Annotated in this window: 17 protein-coding genes; 14 read left to right on the top strand and 3 right to left on the bottom strand. The window is 73.2% G+C overall.

The window, feature by feature from the left end; all coding sequences use genetic code 11:
• Positions 1-7: 7 nt before the first annotated feature.
• Positions 8-217: a hypothetical protein gene (locus ACQUFX_RS14435; RefSeq protein ID WP_428966543.1), complete on the bottom strand. Its 210-nt coding sequence runs from the start codon at positions 215-217 to the stop codon at positions 8-10.
• Between the two features lie 23 nt (positions 218-240).
• Positions 241-1,311 (bottom strand): LacI family DNA-binding transcriptional regulator, encoded by a 1,071-nt coding sequence (locus ACQUFX_RS14430; RefSeq protein ID WP_428966542.1) that lies wholly within the window; start codon positions 1,309-1,311, stop codon positions 241-243.
• A 52-nt stretch (positions 1,312-1,363) separates the two neighbouring features.
• Here ACQUFX_RS14430 and ACQUFX_RS14425 point away from each other — a divergent pair, with 52 nt between their 5' ends.
• From ACQUFX_RS14425 to nusB, 11 genes are all read left to right on the top strand, one after another.
• The gene (locus ACQUFX_RS14425) at positions 1,364-2,614 is read left to right on the top strand and encodes an MFS transporter (protein ID WP_428966541.1); all 1,251 of its coding nucleotides are present in this window, start codon (positions 1,364-1,366) and stop codon (positions 2,612-2,614) included.
• 49 nt (positions 2,615-2,663) lie between these two features.
• Positions 2,664-3,644, top strand: coding sequence for an aldo/keto reductase (locus tag ACQUFX_RS14420; protein WP_428966540.1), 981 nt, complete (start codon positions 2,664-2,666; stop codon positions 3,642-3,644).
• A gap of 623 nt (positions 3,645-4,267) precedes the next feature.
• Positions 4,268-5,152, top strand: a complete 885-nt coding sequence (locus ACQUFX_RS14415; protein WP_428966539.1) for a transketolase — start codon at positions 4,268-4,270, stop codon at positions 5,150-5,152.
• Positions 5,149-6,102: a transketolase family protein gene (locus ACQUFX_RS14410; RefSeq protein ID WP_428966538.1), complete on the top strand. Its 954-nt coding sequence runs from the start codon at positions 5,149-5,151 to the stop codon at positions 6,100-6,102. The genes ACQUFX_RS14415 and ACQUFX_RS14410 overlap by 4 nt, the downstream gene beginning before the upstream one ends.
• Positions 6,099-6,887, top strand: a complete 789-nt coding sequence (locus ACQUFX_RS14405) for a hypothetical protein (RefSeq protein WP_428966537.1) — start codon at positions 6,099-6,101, stop codon at positions 6,885-6,887. Before ACQUFX_RS14410 ends, ACQUFX_RS14405 begins: the two co-directional genes overlap by 4 nt.
• A complete protein-coding gene (locus ACQUFX_RS14400) occupies positions 6,884-7,528 on the top strand; it encodes an SIS domain-containing protein (protein ID WP_428966536.1) in 645 nt (214 codons plus the stop codon). Before ACQUFX_RS14405 ends, ACQUFX_RS14400 begins: the two co-directional genes overlap by 4 nt.
• A gap of 124 nt (positions 7,529-7,652) precedes the next feature.
• Positions 7,653-9,068, top strand: a complete 1,416-nt coding sequence (locus tag ACQUFX_RS14395; protein ID WP_428966535.1) for a glycosyltransferase — start codon at positions 7,653-7,655, stop codon at positions 9,066-9,068.
• Complete coding sequence (locus ACQUFX_RS14390; protein ID WP_428966534.1) at positions 9,065-9,892, top strand: phytanoyl-CoA dioxygenase family protein; 828 nt, start codon at positions 9,065-9,067, stop codon at positions 9,890-9,892. The genes ACQUFX_RS14395 and ACQUFX_RS14390 overlap by 4 nt, the downstream gene beginning before the upstream one ends.
• Complete coding sequence (locus ACQUFX_RS14385; RefSeq protein ID WP_428966533.1) at positions 9,889-10,614, top strand: HAD-IA family hydrolase; 726 nt, start codon at positions 9,889-9,891, stop codon at positions 10,612-10,614. The genes ACQUFX_RS14390 and ACQUFX_RS14385 overlap by 4 nt, the downstream gene beginning before the upstream one ends.
• 160 nt (positions 10,615-10,774) lie before the next feature.
• Entirely contained in the window at positions 10,775-11,332 is a 558-nt protein-coding gene (efp, locus tag ACQUFX_RS14380) for an elongation factor P (RefSeq protein WP_067366227.1), read from the top strand.
• Positions 11,333-11,355: 23 nt separating this feature from the next.
• Complete coding sequence (gene nusB / locus ACQUFX_RS14375; protein WP_211271957.1) at positions 11,356-11,766, top strand: transcription antitermination factor NusB; 411 nt, start codon at positions 11,356-11,358, stop codon at positions 11,764-11,766.
• Between the two features lie 159 nt (positions 11,767-11,925).
• On the opposite strand, the gene ACQUFX_RS14370 is transcribed toward nusB, so the two are convergent.
• Entirely contained in the window at positions 11,926-12,414 is a 489-nt protein-coding gene (locus ACQUFX_RS14370) for a transcriptional regulator BldD (RefSeq protein ID WP_013285505.1), read from the bottom strand.
• 285 nt (positions 12,415-12,699) lie between these two features.
• Here ACQUFX_RS14370 and pyrR point away from each other — a divergent pair, with 285 nt between their 5' ends.
• Genes pyrR through ACQUFX_RS14355 form a run of 3 tightly spaced genes read left to right on the top strand, consistent with a single transcriptional unit; the run spans position 12,700 to position 15,645 of the window.
• The gene (gene pyrR / locus ACQUFX_RS14365) at positions 12,700-13,284 is read left to right on the top strand and encodes a bifunctional pyr operon transcriptional regulator/uracil phosphoribosyltransferase PyrR (protein ID WP_428966532.1); all 585 of its coding nucleotides are present in this window, start codon (positions 12,700-12,702) and stop codon (positions 13,282-13,284) included.
• Between the two features lie 52 nt (positions 13,285-13,336).
• Positions 13,337-14,263: an aspartate carbamoyltransferase catalytic subunit gene (locus ACQUFX_RS14360; protein ID WP_067366217.1), complete on the top strand. Its 927-nt coding sequence runs from the start codon at positions 13,337-13,339 to the stop codon at positions 14,261-14,263.
• Positions 14,260-15,645, top strand: a complete 1,386-nt coding sequence (locus tag ACQUFX_RS14355) for a dihydroorotase (RefSeq protein ID WP_428966531.1) — start codon at positions 14,260-14,262, stop codon at positions 15,643-15,645. The genes ACQUFX_RS14360 and ACQUFX_RS14355 overlap by 4 nt, the downstream gene beginning before the upstream one ends.
• Positions 15,646-15,655 lie beyond the last annotated feature (10 nt).

The raw sequence follows: 15,655 nt of genomic DNA, 5'->3' as shown, positions 1-15,655 counted from the left end.
GTGCCGGTCACTCGCCGACGCGCAGGGCGGACGCCGGGGGTTCCATCCAGTCGGCCAGCCGGCGCAGGGCCCCGGCTGCCCGGTGCCGGGCCCGGGGGATCCGGGGCGCGGCCCCCGACGTCGGCGGACCGGGGCGGGTCGGCGCGTCCGGGCGCGCGGACTCGACGTGCCGGCGGACGGCGTCCAGGGCGACCTGGGCGGCGGCGGGATGCTCCATCGTCCTCTCCTGACGGTCGGTGCTCACCCGGTGGCGGGCGACGGCGGCCCGGTCGAGCCGCGGACCACGACGTGGGTGGGCAGTAGCAGGGCGGTCGCTGCGCGCTCCTTCTCGAAGAGCAGCCGGACGGCCTCGGTGCCCTTGCGGGCGTGCGGCTGGGCCACGGTGGTCAGGGGCGGGGTCGCCGTGGCGGCGGCGGGCACGTCGTCGAAGCCGATGACGGAGAGGTCACCGGGGACGTCGAGGCCGCGCGCGCGGGCCAGCGCGACGGCGCCGAGGGCGAGCCGGTCGCTCATCGCCAGGATCGCCGTGGGTGGGTCGGGCAGGTCGAGCAGGTCGGCGGCGACCGCCGCGCCGTGGCCCTCCTCGACGCCCCCGGCGGCGGCGACGGTGGCGGTGCCGCCGGCGTCCAGGGCCGGGCGGAGCCCGGCACGGTACCCGTCGAGCCGGGCCCGGTTGGCGACGTACCCGGTGGGCGCGTCGAACCCGGTCGGCACGACGCCGGGCGTCGAGTCGGGGGCCAGCCGGAAGCTGATCACCCCGAAGCGGCGGTGGCCCAGGGCGACCAGGTGCGCGGCGGCGGTGCGCGCGGCGTGCCGGTCGTCGATGCCGACGTAGGGCTCGCCGGGGGCGATCGGGGCGTCGAGCCCGACGACCGGCAGCCGGCGGCGGCGCAGCAGCTCGCGGCGGTCCGGTTCGAGGGGGTCGCAGAAGGCGACGAACCCGTCGACCAGGGCCGAGGAGACGACGTCGGGTCGGCCCGGCTCGGCCCGGGGCACCAGCACCAGGGAGGAGCTGTGCTCGCCGCAGGCCCGCGCCACGCCGGCCATGATGAGCTGTGCCGCCGCGTCCTCGAAGAGGTACTGCAACGGCTCGTGCACGATGAGCCCGATCGCGCCGGTCCGGCCCCGCCGGAAGGTGTTCGCCAGCGGGTCCGGGCCGGGGTAGCCGGCCTGCCGGGCGGCGGCGAGGATCCGTTCGCGCAGCTCGGGGCTGAGCTGGTCGGGCCGGTTGAACGCGTTGCTGACCGTCGCCTGACTGACCCCGAGAGCCCGGGCGAGGTCGGTCATCCGTGGTCGGGGACCGGTGGGCATCGGAACCTGTCCTTGAATTGTGCCGGTCTTCTGATGCGTATAAGTTTAACGCATGGCCATCGGGGTGCGCACCATCGGTAACCGTCCGGGGTTGCTGGACTGGTTCGCGCCCGCCGTCGCGTTCGCCGTCAACGGGGCGATGTACGGCACCCTGCTCACCCGCTACCCCGAGATCGCCGACCGGACCCAGGCCAGCGAGACGGCGTTCGGGGTGGTCCTGTTCGCCTCGGCGCTGGGCGGCCTGGTCGGCTCGCTCGTCGCGCCGGCCCTGGTGCGGGCGCGGGGCGACTTCGGGGCGACCCTGCTGGCCGGCTTCGGGTACGCGGTGCTGGCGGTCTCCGTGGCCTGGGCGCCGGAACTGCTCTTCCTGGGCCTGGCGCTGCTGCTGATGGGCGTTCTCGACGGCGCGCACGACGTCGGCATGAACGCCGTCGCGGTGCGGGGCCAGCAGCGGCGGCGTACCTCGCTGATGGGCCGGATGCACGCCACCTGGTCGCTGTCGCTGACCGCCGCGGGCGTGCTCGGCGCCGCCGCGGCCGGGCTGCGGGTGCCGGTCGTCGCGCACGTCACGGTCGTCACCGTGGTCGCGGTGGCGGCGCAGGTCGCGGTCCTGGTCCTGCGGCGCCGGGCCGGCCCGGCCGACGACGACCCGCCGGTGCGCACCGAGCCGGCCGCGATCGACCCGGCCGCGACCGACCCGGTCGCGCCGGGCGTCGCCACCGGGTCGGCCCGAGCCCGGCGGCTGCGCTACGTGCTGCCGGTCCTCGCCCTCGCCGCGCTGGCCGCCAGTTACGTCGAGAGTCCCGGTCAGGAGTGGACCGGGCTGCTGCTCAGCCGGGGCCTCCTGGCGCCGCCCGAGGTGGCCGCCGCCGCCCCGGTGGTCTTCGCGGCGGGGCTGGTGGCGTCCCGGCTGGTCCTCGACGTCGCGGTGCGCCGGTTCGGCACCGTCCCGGTGGCCGCCGTCGCCGGGGCGACGGTGGTCGGGTCGATGCTCGCCGGCCTGGCGGTGACGGCGGTGGACGCGTCGGCCTGGTGGGCGTTGGCCGCCATCGCCGGTGCCGGTCTCGGCGCCGGTCCGATCTTTCCCATGCTCTTCGGGGCCGCCGACCACCTCTCCGTGCGGCACGGCATCGCCCCGGCCCGGACCGCGTCGATCGTGTCGGCGCTGTCCCGGATCGGGGCGATCTCCGCGCCGGTCGTGGTGGGGCCGCTCACCGAGACGTTCGGGATGGCGATGGTCTTCGCCGTGATGGCCGTCGGTGGCGCCCTGGTCCTGCTCACCCTGCCGAGGGCGGCCCACTGAGGCCGCCGGGACGGGTCCGCCCGTCCACCCGTACGAGGAGGAGGTTCGGATGGAGTACACCCGGCTCGGGTCGACCGGTCTGACCGTGTCCCGGCTCTGCCTGGGCGCCATGAGTTTCGGCGAGCCCGATCGGGGCGCGGACTCGTGGACGCTGCCGGAGGAGGAGAGCCGGAAGGTGATCCGGCGGGCGTTGGACGCCGGCGTCACCTTCTTCGACACCGCCAACGCGTACTCGGACGGCTCCAGCGAGGAGATCCTCGGCCGGGCGTTGGCCGAGTACGCCCGCCGCGACGAGGTGGTCGTCGCGACCAAGGTCTTCCTGCCGATGGGGCCCCGGCCCCACCAGCGGGGCCTGTCCCGCAAGGCGATCCTGGCCGAGATCGACAACAGCCTGCGCCGGCTCGGCACCGACTACGTGGACCTGTACCAGATCCACCGGTGGGACCACGCGACCCCGATCGAAGAGACGCTGGAGGCGCTGCACGACGTCGTGAGAGCCGGCAAGGTCCGCTACCTCGGCGCGTCCTCGATGTACGCCTGGCAGTTCAGCAAGGCGGTCCACCTGGCCGAGCGCCACGGGTGGACCCGGTTCGTCTCGATGCAGAACTACTACAACCTCATCTACCGGGAGGAGGAACGCGAGATGCTGCCGCTCTGCCGGGACCTGGGCGTGGGGGTGCTGCCCTGGAGCCCGCTGGCGCGCGGAAAGCTCGCCCGGGACTGGGACGCCACCACGGAGCGCACCGCCGACGACGCCTTCGGCCACAGCCTGTACGCCCGGACCGAGCGGGCGGACCGGGCGGTGGCGGCGCGGTTGGCGGAGGTGGCCCGTGAGCGGGCCCGGCCCCGGGCCCAGGTGGCGCTGGCCTGGCTGCTGAGCAATCCCGTCGTCACCGCGCCCGTGCTCGGGGTGACCCGGGTGGAGCAGTTCGACGAGGCGCTCGGGGCGCTGGACCTCACGCTCACCGACGAGGAACTGGCCCGGCTGGCGGAGCCGTACGTGCCGCACGAGGTGGTGGCTCTGGCGTGAGCCGCGCCTGACGGCGGGATCCCGGGCGGTCCGCCGGGTTCCCGGCCACCCGGGCGGTGAGCCGCACGGCGGAATCGGGACCGGGGCCGGGATATGTGTGCGCCTCGATCGGATAACCGGTCGGGGTGCCTCGTCGTGCCGTCGGTCGAAATCGAATTCCGGGGCGTCGGTGAGGAGGGGTCCGGGGTCGGTGGGAATTGCTTCGAGGCGTAACGCGGATTTAATGTGACGCATATCACGTTTGACTGAAGTAAAGCCTTTCCACCATTGCTTCTTCCGCTCGGGCCGTGCTTGACGGTGACGGTGGTGGATGTAACTCTCGTATTGGTCGCCCGGCTGGGAACAGGTGGCAGCGCGGTGGCGACGACGGATTTTGTTCGCGCGCACAACGGTGCGGCAACCTCGGGCTGGGCCTGCTTCGGTCCTTCTGGCTGCCCGTGCCGGGTGGGACACCACCCGCTCCACACGTCGCAGAGATCCGCTCGCATTGGCCGGCGGCAATCGATGCTGCCGTCTGAAAGGTTCGGTCGCGATGCGGCCCTGCCTGTGGACGGGTGCGGCCATGCCTGGGAAAGGCGGGAAGAAATGATCAGAATTCTCTCTCCAGGAGAGGTGGCAGGTCCATGAACGTCATGGCGGGTTTTGCCGACACGATTCCCGGTGAGCGCGACCACGCCCGGATGGACGACGAATCGGACCTGCCGTACCGCCTGGCCCGGATCGGGCGGCTGGCGACCGACGTCCGCGCGGTGGTGCTGGAGATGATCCACCGTGCCGGCTCCGGGCACGTCGGCTCGTCGCTGTCCTGCGTCGACCTGGTCAGTGTGCTCAAGTTCGACCAGATGGGCCCGGCCGGCGGCGGAGACGTCTTCGTGCTCTCCAAGGGGCACGCCGCCCCGACCTGGTACGCGGCCCTGATGGTCAGCGGTGAACTGGACCGGGGCGAGATCGGCACGCTGCGGCGCATCGACAGCCGGCTCCAGGGCCACCCCGACCGCAGCCGGCTGGACCTGGTCGACGTCAGCACGGGGGCGCTCGGCCAGGGGCTGTCGGTGGCGCTCGGCCGGGCCCAGGCCAAGCGGCTGCGCGGCGACCGGAGCACCGCGTACTGCCTCAGCGGCGACGGCGAACTCCAGGAGGGGCAGATGTGGGAGGCGGTGATGTACGCCGGCGCGAGCGGACTGTCCAACGTGGTGCTCCTCGTCGACCACAACCGCAGCCAGAACGACGGGACGCTCGACGAGGTGCTGCCCCTGCATCCGCTCGCCGAGCGGTTCCGCGCCTTCCACTGGCACGTCCAGGACGTCAACGGCCACTCCCACCTGGCGGTGCGGGACGCGGTGATCAACGCGCGGGCGCACCGGCTCCAGCCGTCGGTGATCATCGCGCACACCCGCAAGGGGTACCTGGGCCCGGGGGAGGTCCTGCTCAACGGCGCGCACAGCGGCACGCTGACCACCGAGGTCTACCGCGACGCCCTCGCCTACCTGGGGCGGGTGTCGTCGTGAGGGCCACCCGGGACTGGTTCGGCGACGCCCTGGCGGCCGTCGGCACCAGCCACGACAAGGTCGTCGTGGTCAACTGCGACCTCGCCTCGGCCACCAAGACCAGCGTGTTCAAGGAGCGCTTCCCCGACCGCTTCCTGGAGGTGGGCATCGCCGAGGCGAACGGCATCGGGGTCGCCGCCGGGCTGGCCCAGGAGGGCTTCCGGCCCTTCGTCGCCAGCTTCGGTCACTTCCTCACCGGCAAGTTCCTGGAGATCTTCCAGTCGGTCGGCCTGAACGACGCCGGGGTGGTCCTGGTCGGCACGCACGCCGGCCTGGCCATCGGCAAGGACGGGCCGACCCAGATGGGCCTGCGCGACCTGGCCCTGATGCGGACCCTGCCCAACCTGGAGATCCTGCAACCGGCCGACGGGGTCGAGACCCGCCAGATGCTGGCCTACCTGGTCGGCCACGACCGGCCCAGCTACCTGCGGCTGTGCCGGCAGCCGCAGCGCGAGGTCCACGACGAGCACTACCGGTTCCGGTTCGGCCAGCCGGACGTGGTGCGCGACGGCGCGGACGTCGTCGTCTTCACCATGGGCGGCATGGTGGCCGTCGTCCTCGACGCGGCCGAGGCCCTCGCCGGGCGCGGCGTCCGGGCCACCGTGGTCAACGCCTCGTCGCTGCCGCTGGACACGGCGGCGGCCGGGGACCTGGTCGCCCGGCACGAGCACGTGTTCGTGGTCGAGGACCACTTCGTCAAGGGTGGCCTCATCGACGAGGTCGGGCGGATCGTCCTGCACCGGGGCCGCCCGGTCCGCTTCGGCTCGTGGGGTGTCGGCGACTACGGCCAGGCCGGCTCGCCGGCCGACCTGTACCGCCGTTACGACCTCGACGCCGAGGGCGTCGCCAGCCGGATCGCCGCGTTCCTGCACCTGTCCACTCCCGACACCGTGAAGGGCAGCCAACCATGACGTCACCGAAGGAGCCCCAGGACCTGGTGGACGGCCTCACCGAGCGGCCGTACCTGTTCGTCGAACACCACCTGGAGCCGGGGCAGGCCACCCTGTACCGGCACCACCCCGGCGACCACCGCACCCTGGTCGTGATCGGCGGGCGGGTACGGGTGGAGTCCTGCCACCCGACCGGGGTCAGCCACCGGGAGTTCGGCTACCTCCAGGGCTGGCACGCGCTGGCCGGTGCCACCTACCGGTTCGCGCAGGTCGGCGTCGAGCCCGCCCTGGTGGTGGAGGCCGGCTCGGTGACCGGGCCGACCCACGAGGCCCCGGAGCCCGCCGCCCTCGTCGGCGCCGGTACCGGCCGCTGCCTCGACGTCTCCGGCTACCGGGTGGCGAAGCCGTGGGGGCACGAGATCTGGTACACCGACAACCTGCCCGACCCGCGGTACGCGCTCAAGCAGATCCACATGACGGCCGGGCACCAGTCGTCGCTCCAGTCGCACCAACACAAGGTGGAGACCAACTACGTGGTCGAGGGGGAGGCCACGGTGCTCAACGGGGTGCCCGCCCCGGCGGACCGGGGCACCGTCGTCGACCCCGGCACCCTGCCCCGCACGGTGCACGGCCGCCGCTCCGGCTGGACGTCGGCGGCGACCATCCTGCACCGGGTCGTCGCCCACTCCACCTACACCTCGATCGAGGTCTCCACCACCGAACTCGACGACGTGATCCGGTGGGCGGACGACAGCAACCGGGGCAACGGCCGGATCGAGGACGAGCACGCGGGAGCCCGCTCGTGAGCGTCGGGGCCGACATCCGGCTGTACCTGAGCGAGCAGCGGGCCATCCTCGACGCGTTCCCGGTCGACGTGGTGGAGACCGTGGCCGAGATGCTGTTCCGCACCTACGACGAGGGCGGCACCGTCTACGCGATGGGCAACGGCGGCAACTCCGGCACCCTCGACCACGCGTACTGCGACTTCAAGCACCACCCGTTCGTCTCCGAGGACAAGAGCACCCCGGTGCCGGCGGCGGTGCGGCGACTGACCTTCGTGAACCTGTGCGGCTCGGCCGCGGAACTCACCGGGATGGTCAACGACCTCGGCCCGGACCACATGTACACCGCCGCCCTGGAGCCCTTCGTCGGCGGACGGGACCTGGTCATGGCGTACTCGGGCAGCGGCAACTCACCGAACGTGGTGCGCGCGCTGGAGGTGGCGGTCAAGGCCGGCGCCCGGACGTTCGCGATGACCAAGGGCGACGGCGGCCGGTGCCGGGACCTCGCCGACGTGTGCCTGGTGGTCCCGGGCACCTCCCGGTTCCCGGGGCAGACGGGGCGCAACGACAACAACTTCCACTTCGAGGACGCCATGCTCTCGGTCAACCACATGCTGGTCGGCCTGCTGAAGAAGCGCGTCGGACGAGGTGTGCCGCCCGGCTGAGCCGGCGCCACCGGTCCACGCACCCGCCCCGGACGCGGGGCCGCCCCGGCCCCCCGGCGGGACCGCCGTGCCGACTGCGGCGACCGGCCCCGCGTCCGGCCCCCCGGTGAAGGGAATCCGCACCGTGTTGACCATCCCGCACGTCAGCTCGACCCCTGTCCTCGCGGACCTGTGCGCGCTCGTCGGCCCCGACCGGACCGACGCGCTGCACCGGGCGGCGGAGTCGCTGCGCACGCGCCTCGGCGACGAGGGCACCCTGTGGCACGTCAACTCCACGGCCGCCGGTGGCGGGGTCGCGGAGATGCTCCAGACGCTGCTGCCGCTCTACCACGAACTCGGCGTCCGTTCCCGGTGGGCCGTGATCGGCGGCGACGACCGGTTCTTCGTCATCACCAAACGGCTCGGGTTGGCCCTGTACGGCAGCGTGGGCGACGCCGGCCCGCTCGGCCCGGCGGAACGCGACGACTACCTCGCCGCCCTCGCCCCCGCCGGTGAGGAGCTGGTCGGGCTGCTCGGCCCCCGGGACGTGGTGGTCCTGCACGACCACCAGACGGCCGGCCTGGTGGACCGGTTGGCCGCCCGCGTGGCCGCCGTGTACTGGCGGTGCCACGTCGGGGTGGACGCGCCGACCGAGGCGTCCGAGCGTGGCTGGGACTTCGTCGCCCCGATGCTGTCCGCGAGCCGGCAGTTGGTCTTCTCGATCGACGCGCACGTGCCGCCCCGGATGCGGGACCGGCCGGTGCGCGTGCTGCCGCCCTTCATCACGCCGTTCGGAGCGAAGAACGGCCCGCTCTCCGCCTCGGCGGTCCGGGCCGGCCTGGCCCACTGCGGGCTCCGCGACGACCCCGGGGCACCCCGGACCGTGTCGACCCCGTCCGGTGCGGTCCGGCTCGCCCACCCGCCGACGGTGGTCTCCGACGGGCCGCCGCCGGAGGGGGAGCCACTGGTCACCCAGGTCTCCCGGTGGGACCGGCTGAAGGACATGGCCGGGGTGCTGACCGGGGTGGCCGCCGGCACCCGCCGTGGGCACCTGGCGCTGGTCGGCCCGGACCCGGACGCCATCGCCGACGACGTCGAACAACGGTTCTGGTACGCGCAGTGCCTGAACCGGTGGCGGTCGCTGCCCGGCGCGCAGCGCCGGCGGGTGAGCCTGGTCTGCCTGCCGATGGCGGACCTGACGGAGAACGCGTTCCTGGTCAACGCCGTGCAGCGGGCTTCGACGGTGGTCGTGCAGAAGAGCCTCGCGGAGGGGTTCGGGCTGACCGTCGCCGAGGCCATGTGGAAGTCGCGGGTGGTCGTCGGCAGCGCGGTGGGGGGCATCCGGGCGCAGATCACCCACGGGGTCGACGGCCTCCTGCTGGACGACCCGACCGACCTGCGCCGACTGGGGAAGCTGGTCGACGCCGTCCTGGACGGCGAGGTGGACGGTGCCGGCATCGGCGTACGCGCCCGGCACCGGGTGCTGCGGGACTTCCTGCCGGACCGGGAGGTCCTGACGACGGCATCGATGATCGAGAAGGAAGGGGTGTTGACCCGATGAGCACCGGACAGACGCACCACGGGCTCAGTCCCGAGCAGCTCCAGGCGTACCGGACGGACGGCTACGTGGTGGGCGACCGCCTGCTGCGGCCGGAACGGTTCGCGGCGCTGAAGGACCACTTCGAGCGCAAGATCGCCGCGTTGCCGCCGGGCGACCGGCCCGAGGACATGGACGTGCCGCACTTCACCGACCCGGAGCTGTTCCGGTGGCTGTTCGACCCGGACGTGCTGGACGTGGTGGAGAGCGTGCTCGGGCCGGACATCGCCCTCTTCACGTCCCACTTCTTCTGCAAGCCGGCGGGGGACGGCAAGAGCGTGCCCTGGCACACCGACGGGTACTTCTGGCGGGAGATGATCGAGCCGGCCGGGCAGGCCATGACGATCTGGCTGGCGATCGACCCGTCGACCCTGGAGAACGGCTGCATGAAGGTCGTCCCGGGCAGCCACACCGGCCAGGACGGGCGGTACCAGCGGGCGGCGGCGGAGCACAGCGTCTTCGACGAGGAACTCGACCAGTCGCAGGTGGCCGTCGACCGGGCGCTGCCGGTGCAGCTGCGGCCGAACCAGTACAGCATCCACAATGCCGGACTGGTGCACAGCAGCGAGGTCAACCGCAGCAGCCTGCGCCGGTGCGGGTTCACCATGCGCTACATCAGCACCGGCGTCCGGTTCCGGCACGACGTCGTCGGGCACAAGCACCAGATCTTCCTGGCCCGGGGTCGGGACCGGGCCGGCAACGTGTACGCCGACCCGGGCCGCGCACACCCGGAACTGGTCGCCACGCGCGGCAAGGGGCAGCGGTTCGTCGGCGCCGAGCGCGGGTGAGCCCGGCGGGGGCCGGCGGGTCCGGGCTGGTGGTGACGGTGGCCGGGGAACCGGCCCCGATCCACTGCGACGCGCTGTTGTTCGACATGGACGGCACCCTGGTGGACTCCCGGGAGTGCGTCGAACGCAAGTGGCGGGCCTGGTGCGCCCGGCACGGGCTGGACGCCGAGGCGCTGCTGCGGCGCTCCCACGGCCGCCAACTGGCCGACACCGTCCGGCTGGCGGCGCCGCACCTGGACCTCGACCGCGAGGTGACCGACCTCGTCCGGTGGGAGGAGCGGGACACCACCGGGCTCGTCCCGGTGCCCGGCGCGGTGGACCTGCTCGCCGCGCTGCCGGCCGACCGGTGGGCCGTGGTCACCTCGGCCTGGCGGCGGCTGGCCGAGATCCGGCTGGGCCACGTCGGGCTGCCGGTGCCGGCGTGCCTGGTCACCGCCGACGACGTCGGGCGGGGCAAACCGGCCCCGGACGGCTACCTCGCCGCCGCCGCGCGGCTGGGCCACCCACCCGGGCGGTGCGTGGTGCTGGAGGACAGCCGGGTGGGGGTACGGGCCGGCCGGGCGGCCGGGATGTGGGTGATCGGGGTCGCCACGACCGTCGCCCCGTCCCGGCTCGACGCCGACCGGGTGGTCCGGGACCTCAGCGTGGTCCGGGTCGACCGGGCAGTCTCACCTCGGGTGGACGGCGCCCCGGCCGCCGGGGCGCGGGCCACCCCGGGGTGAGGGCCGGCGACTGCCCGCCCCGGCCCGCCCCGACCGCCCCCGGGTGGCCCACCACCTCGGGGACGGCCGGTCGGGGCGGGCGGTCGGCGCAGCGGCGGCGGTCGGCGGCCTGCTAGTAGACTTCCCAGGTCTGTCCGCCATTCGACGATCAAGGCAGGAAATGGCCACCACCAACGACCTCAAGAACGGCCTGGTACTCAACCTCGACGGGGAGCTGTGGGCCGTCGTCGAATTCCAGCACGTCAAGCCCGGTAAGGGTGGTGCGTTCGTGCGTACCACGCTGAAGAACGTGCTCTCCGGCAAGGTCGTCGACAAGACCTTCAACGCGGGCACCAAGGTCGAGACCGCGACCGTGGACAAGCGCACCATGCAGTACCTGTACGCCGACGGCGACGACTACGTCTTCATGGACCTGGACACCTTCGACCAGATCACCGTCCCGGGCGGGACCGTCGGCGAGGCGGCCAACTACCTGCTGCCCGAGGCCGAGGCGACCGTCGCCATGCACGAGGGGCTGCCGCTCTACCTCGAGCTGCCGACCAGCGTGGTGCTGGAGGTGACCTACACCGAGCCGGGCCTGCAGGGCGACCGGTCCACCGGTGGCACCAAGCCGGCCACCGTCGAGACCGGGGCGACCGTGCCGGTGCCGCTCTTCATCACCACCGGCGAGAAGATCAAGGTCGACACCCGCGACGGCCGTTACCTCGGCCGCGCCTGATGGCCGAGGGGCCCAAGCAGCAGATGCCGGCGCGCCGCAAGGCGCGCAAGCGGGCGCTGGACGTGCTCTTCGAGGCCGACCTGCGGGACCGGCCGCCGGTCGAGGTGCTCGCCGGCTACCTGCAACGGATCGAGCGACCCCACCCGGAGCACCTGGGGTACGCGGTCAGCCTCGTCGAGGGGGTGGCCGCGCACCTGGACCGGATCGACGAGCTGATCGCCAGCTACGCCGAGGGCTGGACGCTGGACCGGATGCCGGTGGTCGACCGCAACCTGGCCCGGATCGCCGTGTACGAGCTGCTCTACGTCGACGAGATCGACGACCCGGTGGCGATCAGCGAGGCTGTGGAGCTGGCGCGGCAGATGTCGACCGACGACTCCCCACGCTTCCTCAACGGTCTGCTCGACCGGATCGCCGAGTACGCCACCCGCTGACCGGGGCCGACCCGGCGGCGGTGGCCCGACCCGGTCCGCCGTCCGGGTTCCGGCAGGCGGGACGCCGAGGTGAGCGCAGAATCACAGAGAACGTCGACGGGGCCCGTGCCGGATGGCACGGGCCCCGTCGTGACGGCGCTCAGGAGGCCGCGACAGCGCTCAGGAGGCGAAGAACGCCCGCGGGTCGGCGACCAGCACCCCGTGCTCGGTGAGCCGCTCGATCAGGCCCGACGGCGAGGCGTCGTAGACGATCGCGAGGGCCCGCAGGTCGTCGGCGCGGATGGAGAGCACCCGACCGTTGTAGTCGCCGCGCTGCTGCTGGATGGCGCGGGCGTAACGGGCCACGTAGGCGAGGTCCTCGGAGGCCTCGTCGTAGAGCCGCTCCAGGTCTAGGACGATCTTGCTGGTCGGCTCGTGGCGCACCCCGCTGCCGTCGGGCAGCAGCTCGGAGACGGGAACGCGGTAGAAGTCGGCCAACTCGGCCAGACGGGACACCGTGACGGCGCGGTCACCGCGTTCGTACGAGCCGACCACCACAGCCTTCCAGCGCCCGTTCGACTTCTCCTCCACCCCCTGCAGGGACAGGCCCTGCTGTTGGCGGATGGAGCGCAGGCGGGCGCCCAGCGACTTGGCGTATTCAGAGGGCATTCGGACACTCCCAGTGCTGCTCGGGGTTCTCCCAGCGATCGCTACGGAGCGTGACGGTACGGGGATTGGGACACCTGGTCAAGTGCTCGTGACCGTACCGTTGGGGCGGCCGGGGGAGTTGTCCCCATTTCTGTACCCTGAGCCGGGGATCAGCGGCCGGCGGATCCCGACGCGGTGACCACTGGTAACGTGGCGTGAGCCCCGGTCGGCGGCCGTTCGCGGTCGCCGTGCCGGATCCGACGTCCTTTAACGACCCGTCCCGTGAGGCGGGGAAGGAGGTCCGCCGTGGCCTACCCACCGGCTGCCCGTTCGTCCCCCGCGCGGCAACCCTCGGTGAAGGTGATCCTGACCGCCGCCGACGTCTCCCGCGTGGTCGACCGCATCGCCCACCAGATCCTGGAGAAGACCCAGGGCGCCGCCGACACCGTTCTGCTCGGCGTGCCGACCCGGGGTGTCCCGCTGGCCCGCCGGCTCGCCGCCCGGATCAGCACCTTCGAGGGGCTCGACGTTCCGGTCGGCGTGTTGGACATCACCCTCTACCGCGACGACCTGCGCCGGCACGCCACCCGGGCGGTCGGGCCCACCCAGCTTCCGCCGGGCGGGATCGACGGCCGCCGGGTCGTCCTCGTCGACGACGTGCTCTTCTCCGGCCGGACCGTGCGGGCCGCGCTCGACGCGCTCAGCGACATCGGCCGCCCCGCCTCGGTGCAGCTCGCCGTGCTGGTCGACCGGGGGCACCGCCAGCTGCCCATTCGCGCCGACTATGTGGGGAAGAACATCCCCACCGCGCTGGCCGAGAACGTCAAGGTGACGTTGGCTGAGACCGACGGCGAGGACGAGGTACGCCTCTTCGGGGAGGACCCCCGGTGAGCGCGCGGACGACAGCGGAGCGGGACCCCGCGGACGAAAGGCAGGCGTACGCATGATCAGGCACCTGCTCTCCGGCGCGGACCTGGACGCCGCCACCGCGACCCAGATCCTGGACACCGCCGCCGAGATGGCCACCGTCGCCGGCCGGGAGGTCAAGAAGCTGCCCGCGCTGCGCGGCCGGACCGTGGTGAACCTCTTCTACGAGGACTCCACCCGGACCCGGATCTCCTTCGAGGCGGCGGCGAAGCGGCTCAGCGCCGACGTGATCAACTTCTCCGCCAAGGGCTCCAGCGTGACCAAGGGCGAGAGCCTGAAGGACACCGCGCTGACCCTCCAGGCGATGGGCGCCGACGCGGTGGTCGTGCGGCATCCCGCCTCCGGGGCCCCGCACCGGCTGGCCGACTGGGTGGACGGCTCGGTGGTCAACGCCGGCGACGGCACCCACGAGCACCCGACCCAGGCGCTGCTGGACGCGTACACGATGCGGTCCCGGCTGGGCCGGCTGGCCGGCCTCTCGGTCGCGGTGGTCGGGGACGTGCTGCACAGCCGGGTGGCCCGCTCCAACGTCCTGCTGCTGTCCACGCTCGGCGCCAAGGTCACCCTGGTCGGCCCGCCGACGCTGATCCCGGTGGACATCGCCGCCGCCCTCGCCCCGGGCACCGCCGTCTCCTACGACCTGGACGCGGTGCTGCCCGGCGTGGACGTGGTGATGATGCTGCGGGTGCAGCGGGAACGGATGGGCGACTCCTACTTCCCCTCCGCCCGCGAGTACGCCCGCCGCTACGGCCTGGACGGCCCGCGCCTGCGCCGGCTGCCCGACCACGCGATCGTCATGCACCCGGGGCCGATGAACCGGGGGATGGAGATCACCCCCGAGGTCGCCGACTCGCCCCGCTCCACCATCGTCGAACAGGTCGCCAACGGAGTCTCCGTGCGGATGGCCGTGCTCTACCTGCTGCTCGGAGGAAACAACCGGTGACCGCGTACCTGATCAAGAACGTGAGCGTCGTCGGCGCCGCGCCGACCGACCTGCTGATCCGCGACGGCGTGGTCGCGCAGGCCGGCCCGGGGCTGTCCGCGCCGGACGCGGTCGAGATCGACGCCGACGGGCTGGTCGCCCTGCCCGGCCTGGTCGACCTGCACACCCACCTGCGCGAGCCGGGCCGGGAGGACGCCGAGACCGTGGAGTCCGGCTCCCGGGCGGCGGCGCTGGGTGGGTACACCGCCGTCTGCGCGATGGCGAACACCTCCCCGGTCGCCGACACCGCCGGGGTGGTCGAGCAGGTCTGGCGGCTCGGCCGGGAGGCCGGCCTGGTCGACGTCCAGCCGATCGGCGCGGTCACCGTCGGGCTGGCCGGTGAGCGCCTGGCCGAACTGGGCGCGATGGCCGACTCGGCGGCCCGGGTGCGGATCTTCTCCGACGACGGGCACTGCGTCGCCGACCCGAAGCTGATGCGCCGGGCCCTGGAGTACGTCAAGGCGTTCGACGGGATCATCGCCCAGCACGCCGAGGAGCCCCGGCTCACCGAGGGCGCCCAGATGCACGAGGGCGAGGTCGCCACCCGGCTCGGCCTGACCGGCTGGCCGGCGGTCGCCGAGGAGGCCATCATCGCCCGGGACGTGCTGCTGGCCGAGCACGTCGGCAGCCGGCTGCACGTCTGCCACGTCTCCACCGCCGGCAGCGTCGAGGTGCTGCGCCAGGCCAAGGCCCGGGGGGTACGGGTCACCGCCGAGGTCACCCCGCACCACCTCCTGCTGACCGACGAGGTGGTCGGCGGGAGGAGTGAGCTGGCGAGCCCCGCACTCGCGACCAAGCCGGGTGTCGTGGGCGGTCGCGGCGAACTGGGCAGCGCGGCGGTCGCCGCGGACTGGAGCCCGGGGGCCAGCTACGACCCGGTGTTCAAGGTCAACCCGCCGCTGCGGACCGCCGCCGACGTCGCCGCGCTGCGCGCCGCGCTGGTCGAGGGCGTGATCGACATCGTCGCCACCGACCACGCGCCGCACGCGGTGGAGGACAAGGAGTGCGAGTGGGCGTACGCCCGGCCCGGCATGCTCGGGCTGGAGACGGCGTTGTCCATCGCGCTGGAGGTGCTGGGGCCGCAGTGGGACCTGATCGCCGAGCGGCTCTCCCGTGCGCCGGCCCGCATCGCCGGGCTGACCGGGCACGGTGTCGACCCCGCCCCCGGCGTACCGGCCAACCTGACCCTGGTCGACCCGGCCGCCCGACGCCGGATCGAGCCGGCCGAGTTGGCCAGCCGTAGCCGCAACACCCCGTACGCCCGGATGACGCTGCCGGGTCGCATCGTGGCGACCTTCCTGCGTGGCGAGGCGACGGTGCTCGACGGAAAGGCAGTCAAGTGATCCGAGCGAG

It is taken from the genome of Micromonospora fluostatini (assembly GCF_050410825.1).
GTDB classification, from domain to species: Bacteria; Actinomycetota; Actinomycetes; order Mycobacteriales; family Micromonosporaceae; genus Micromonospora; species Micromonospora rosaria.
This window is presented reverse-complemented; position numbering and strand designations above follow the sequence as displayed.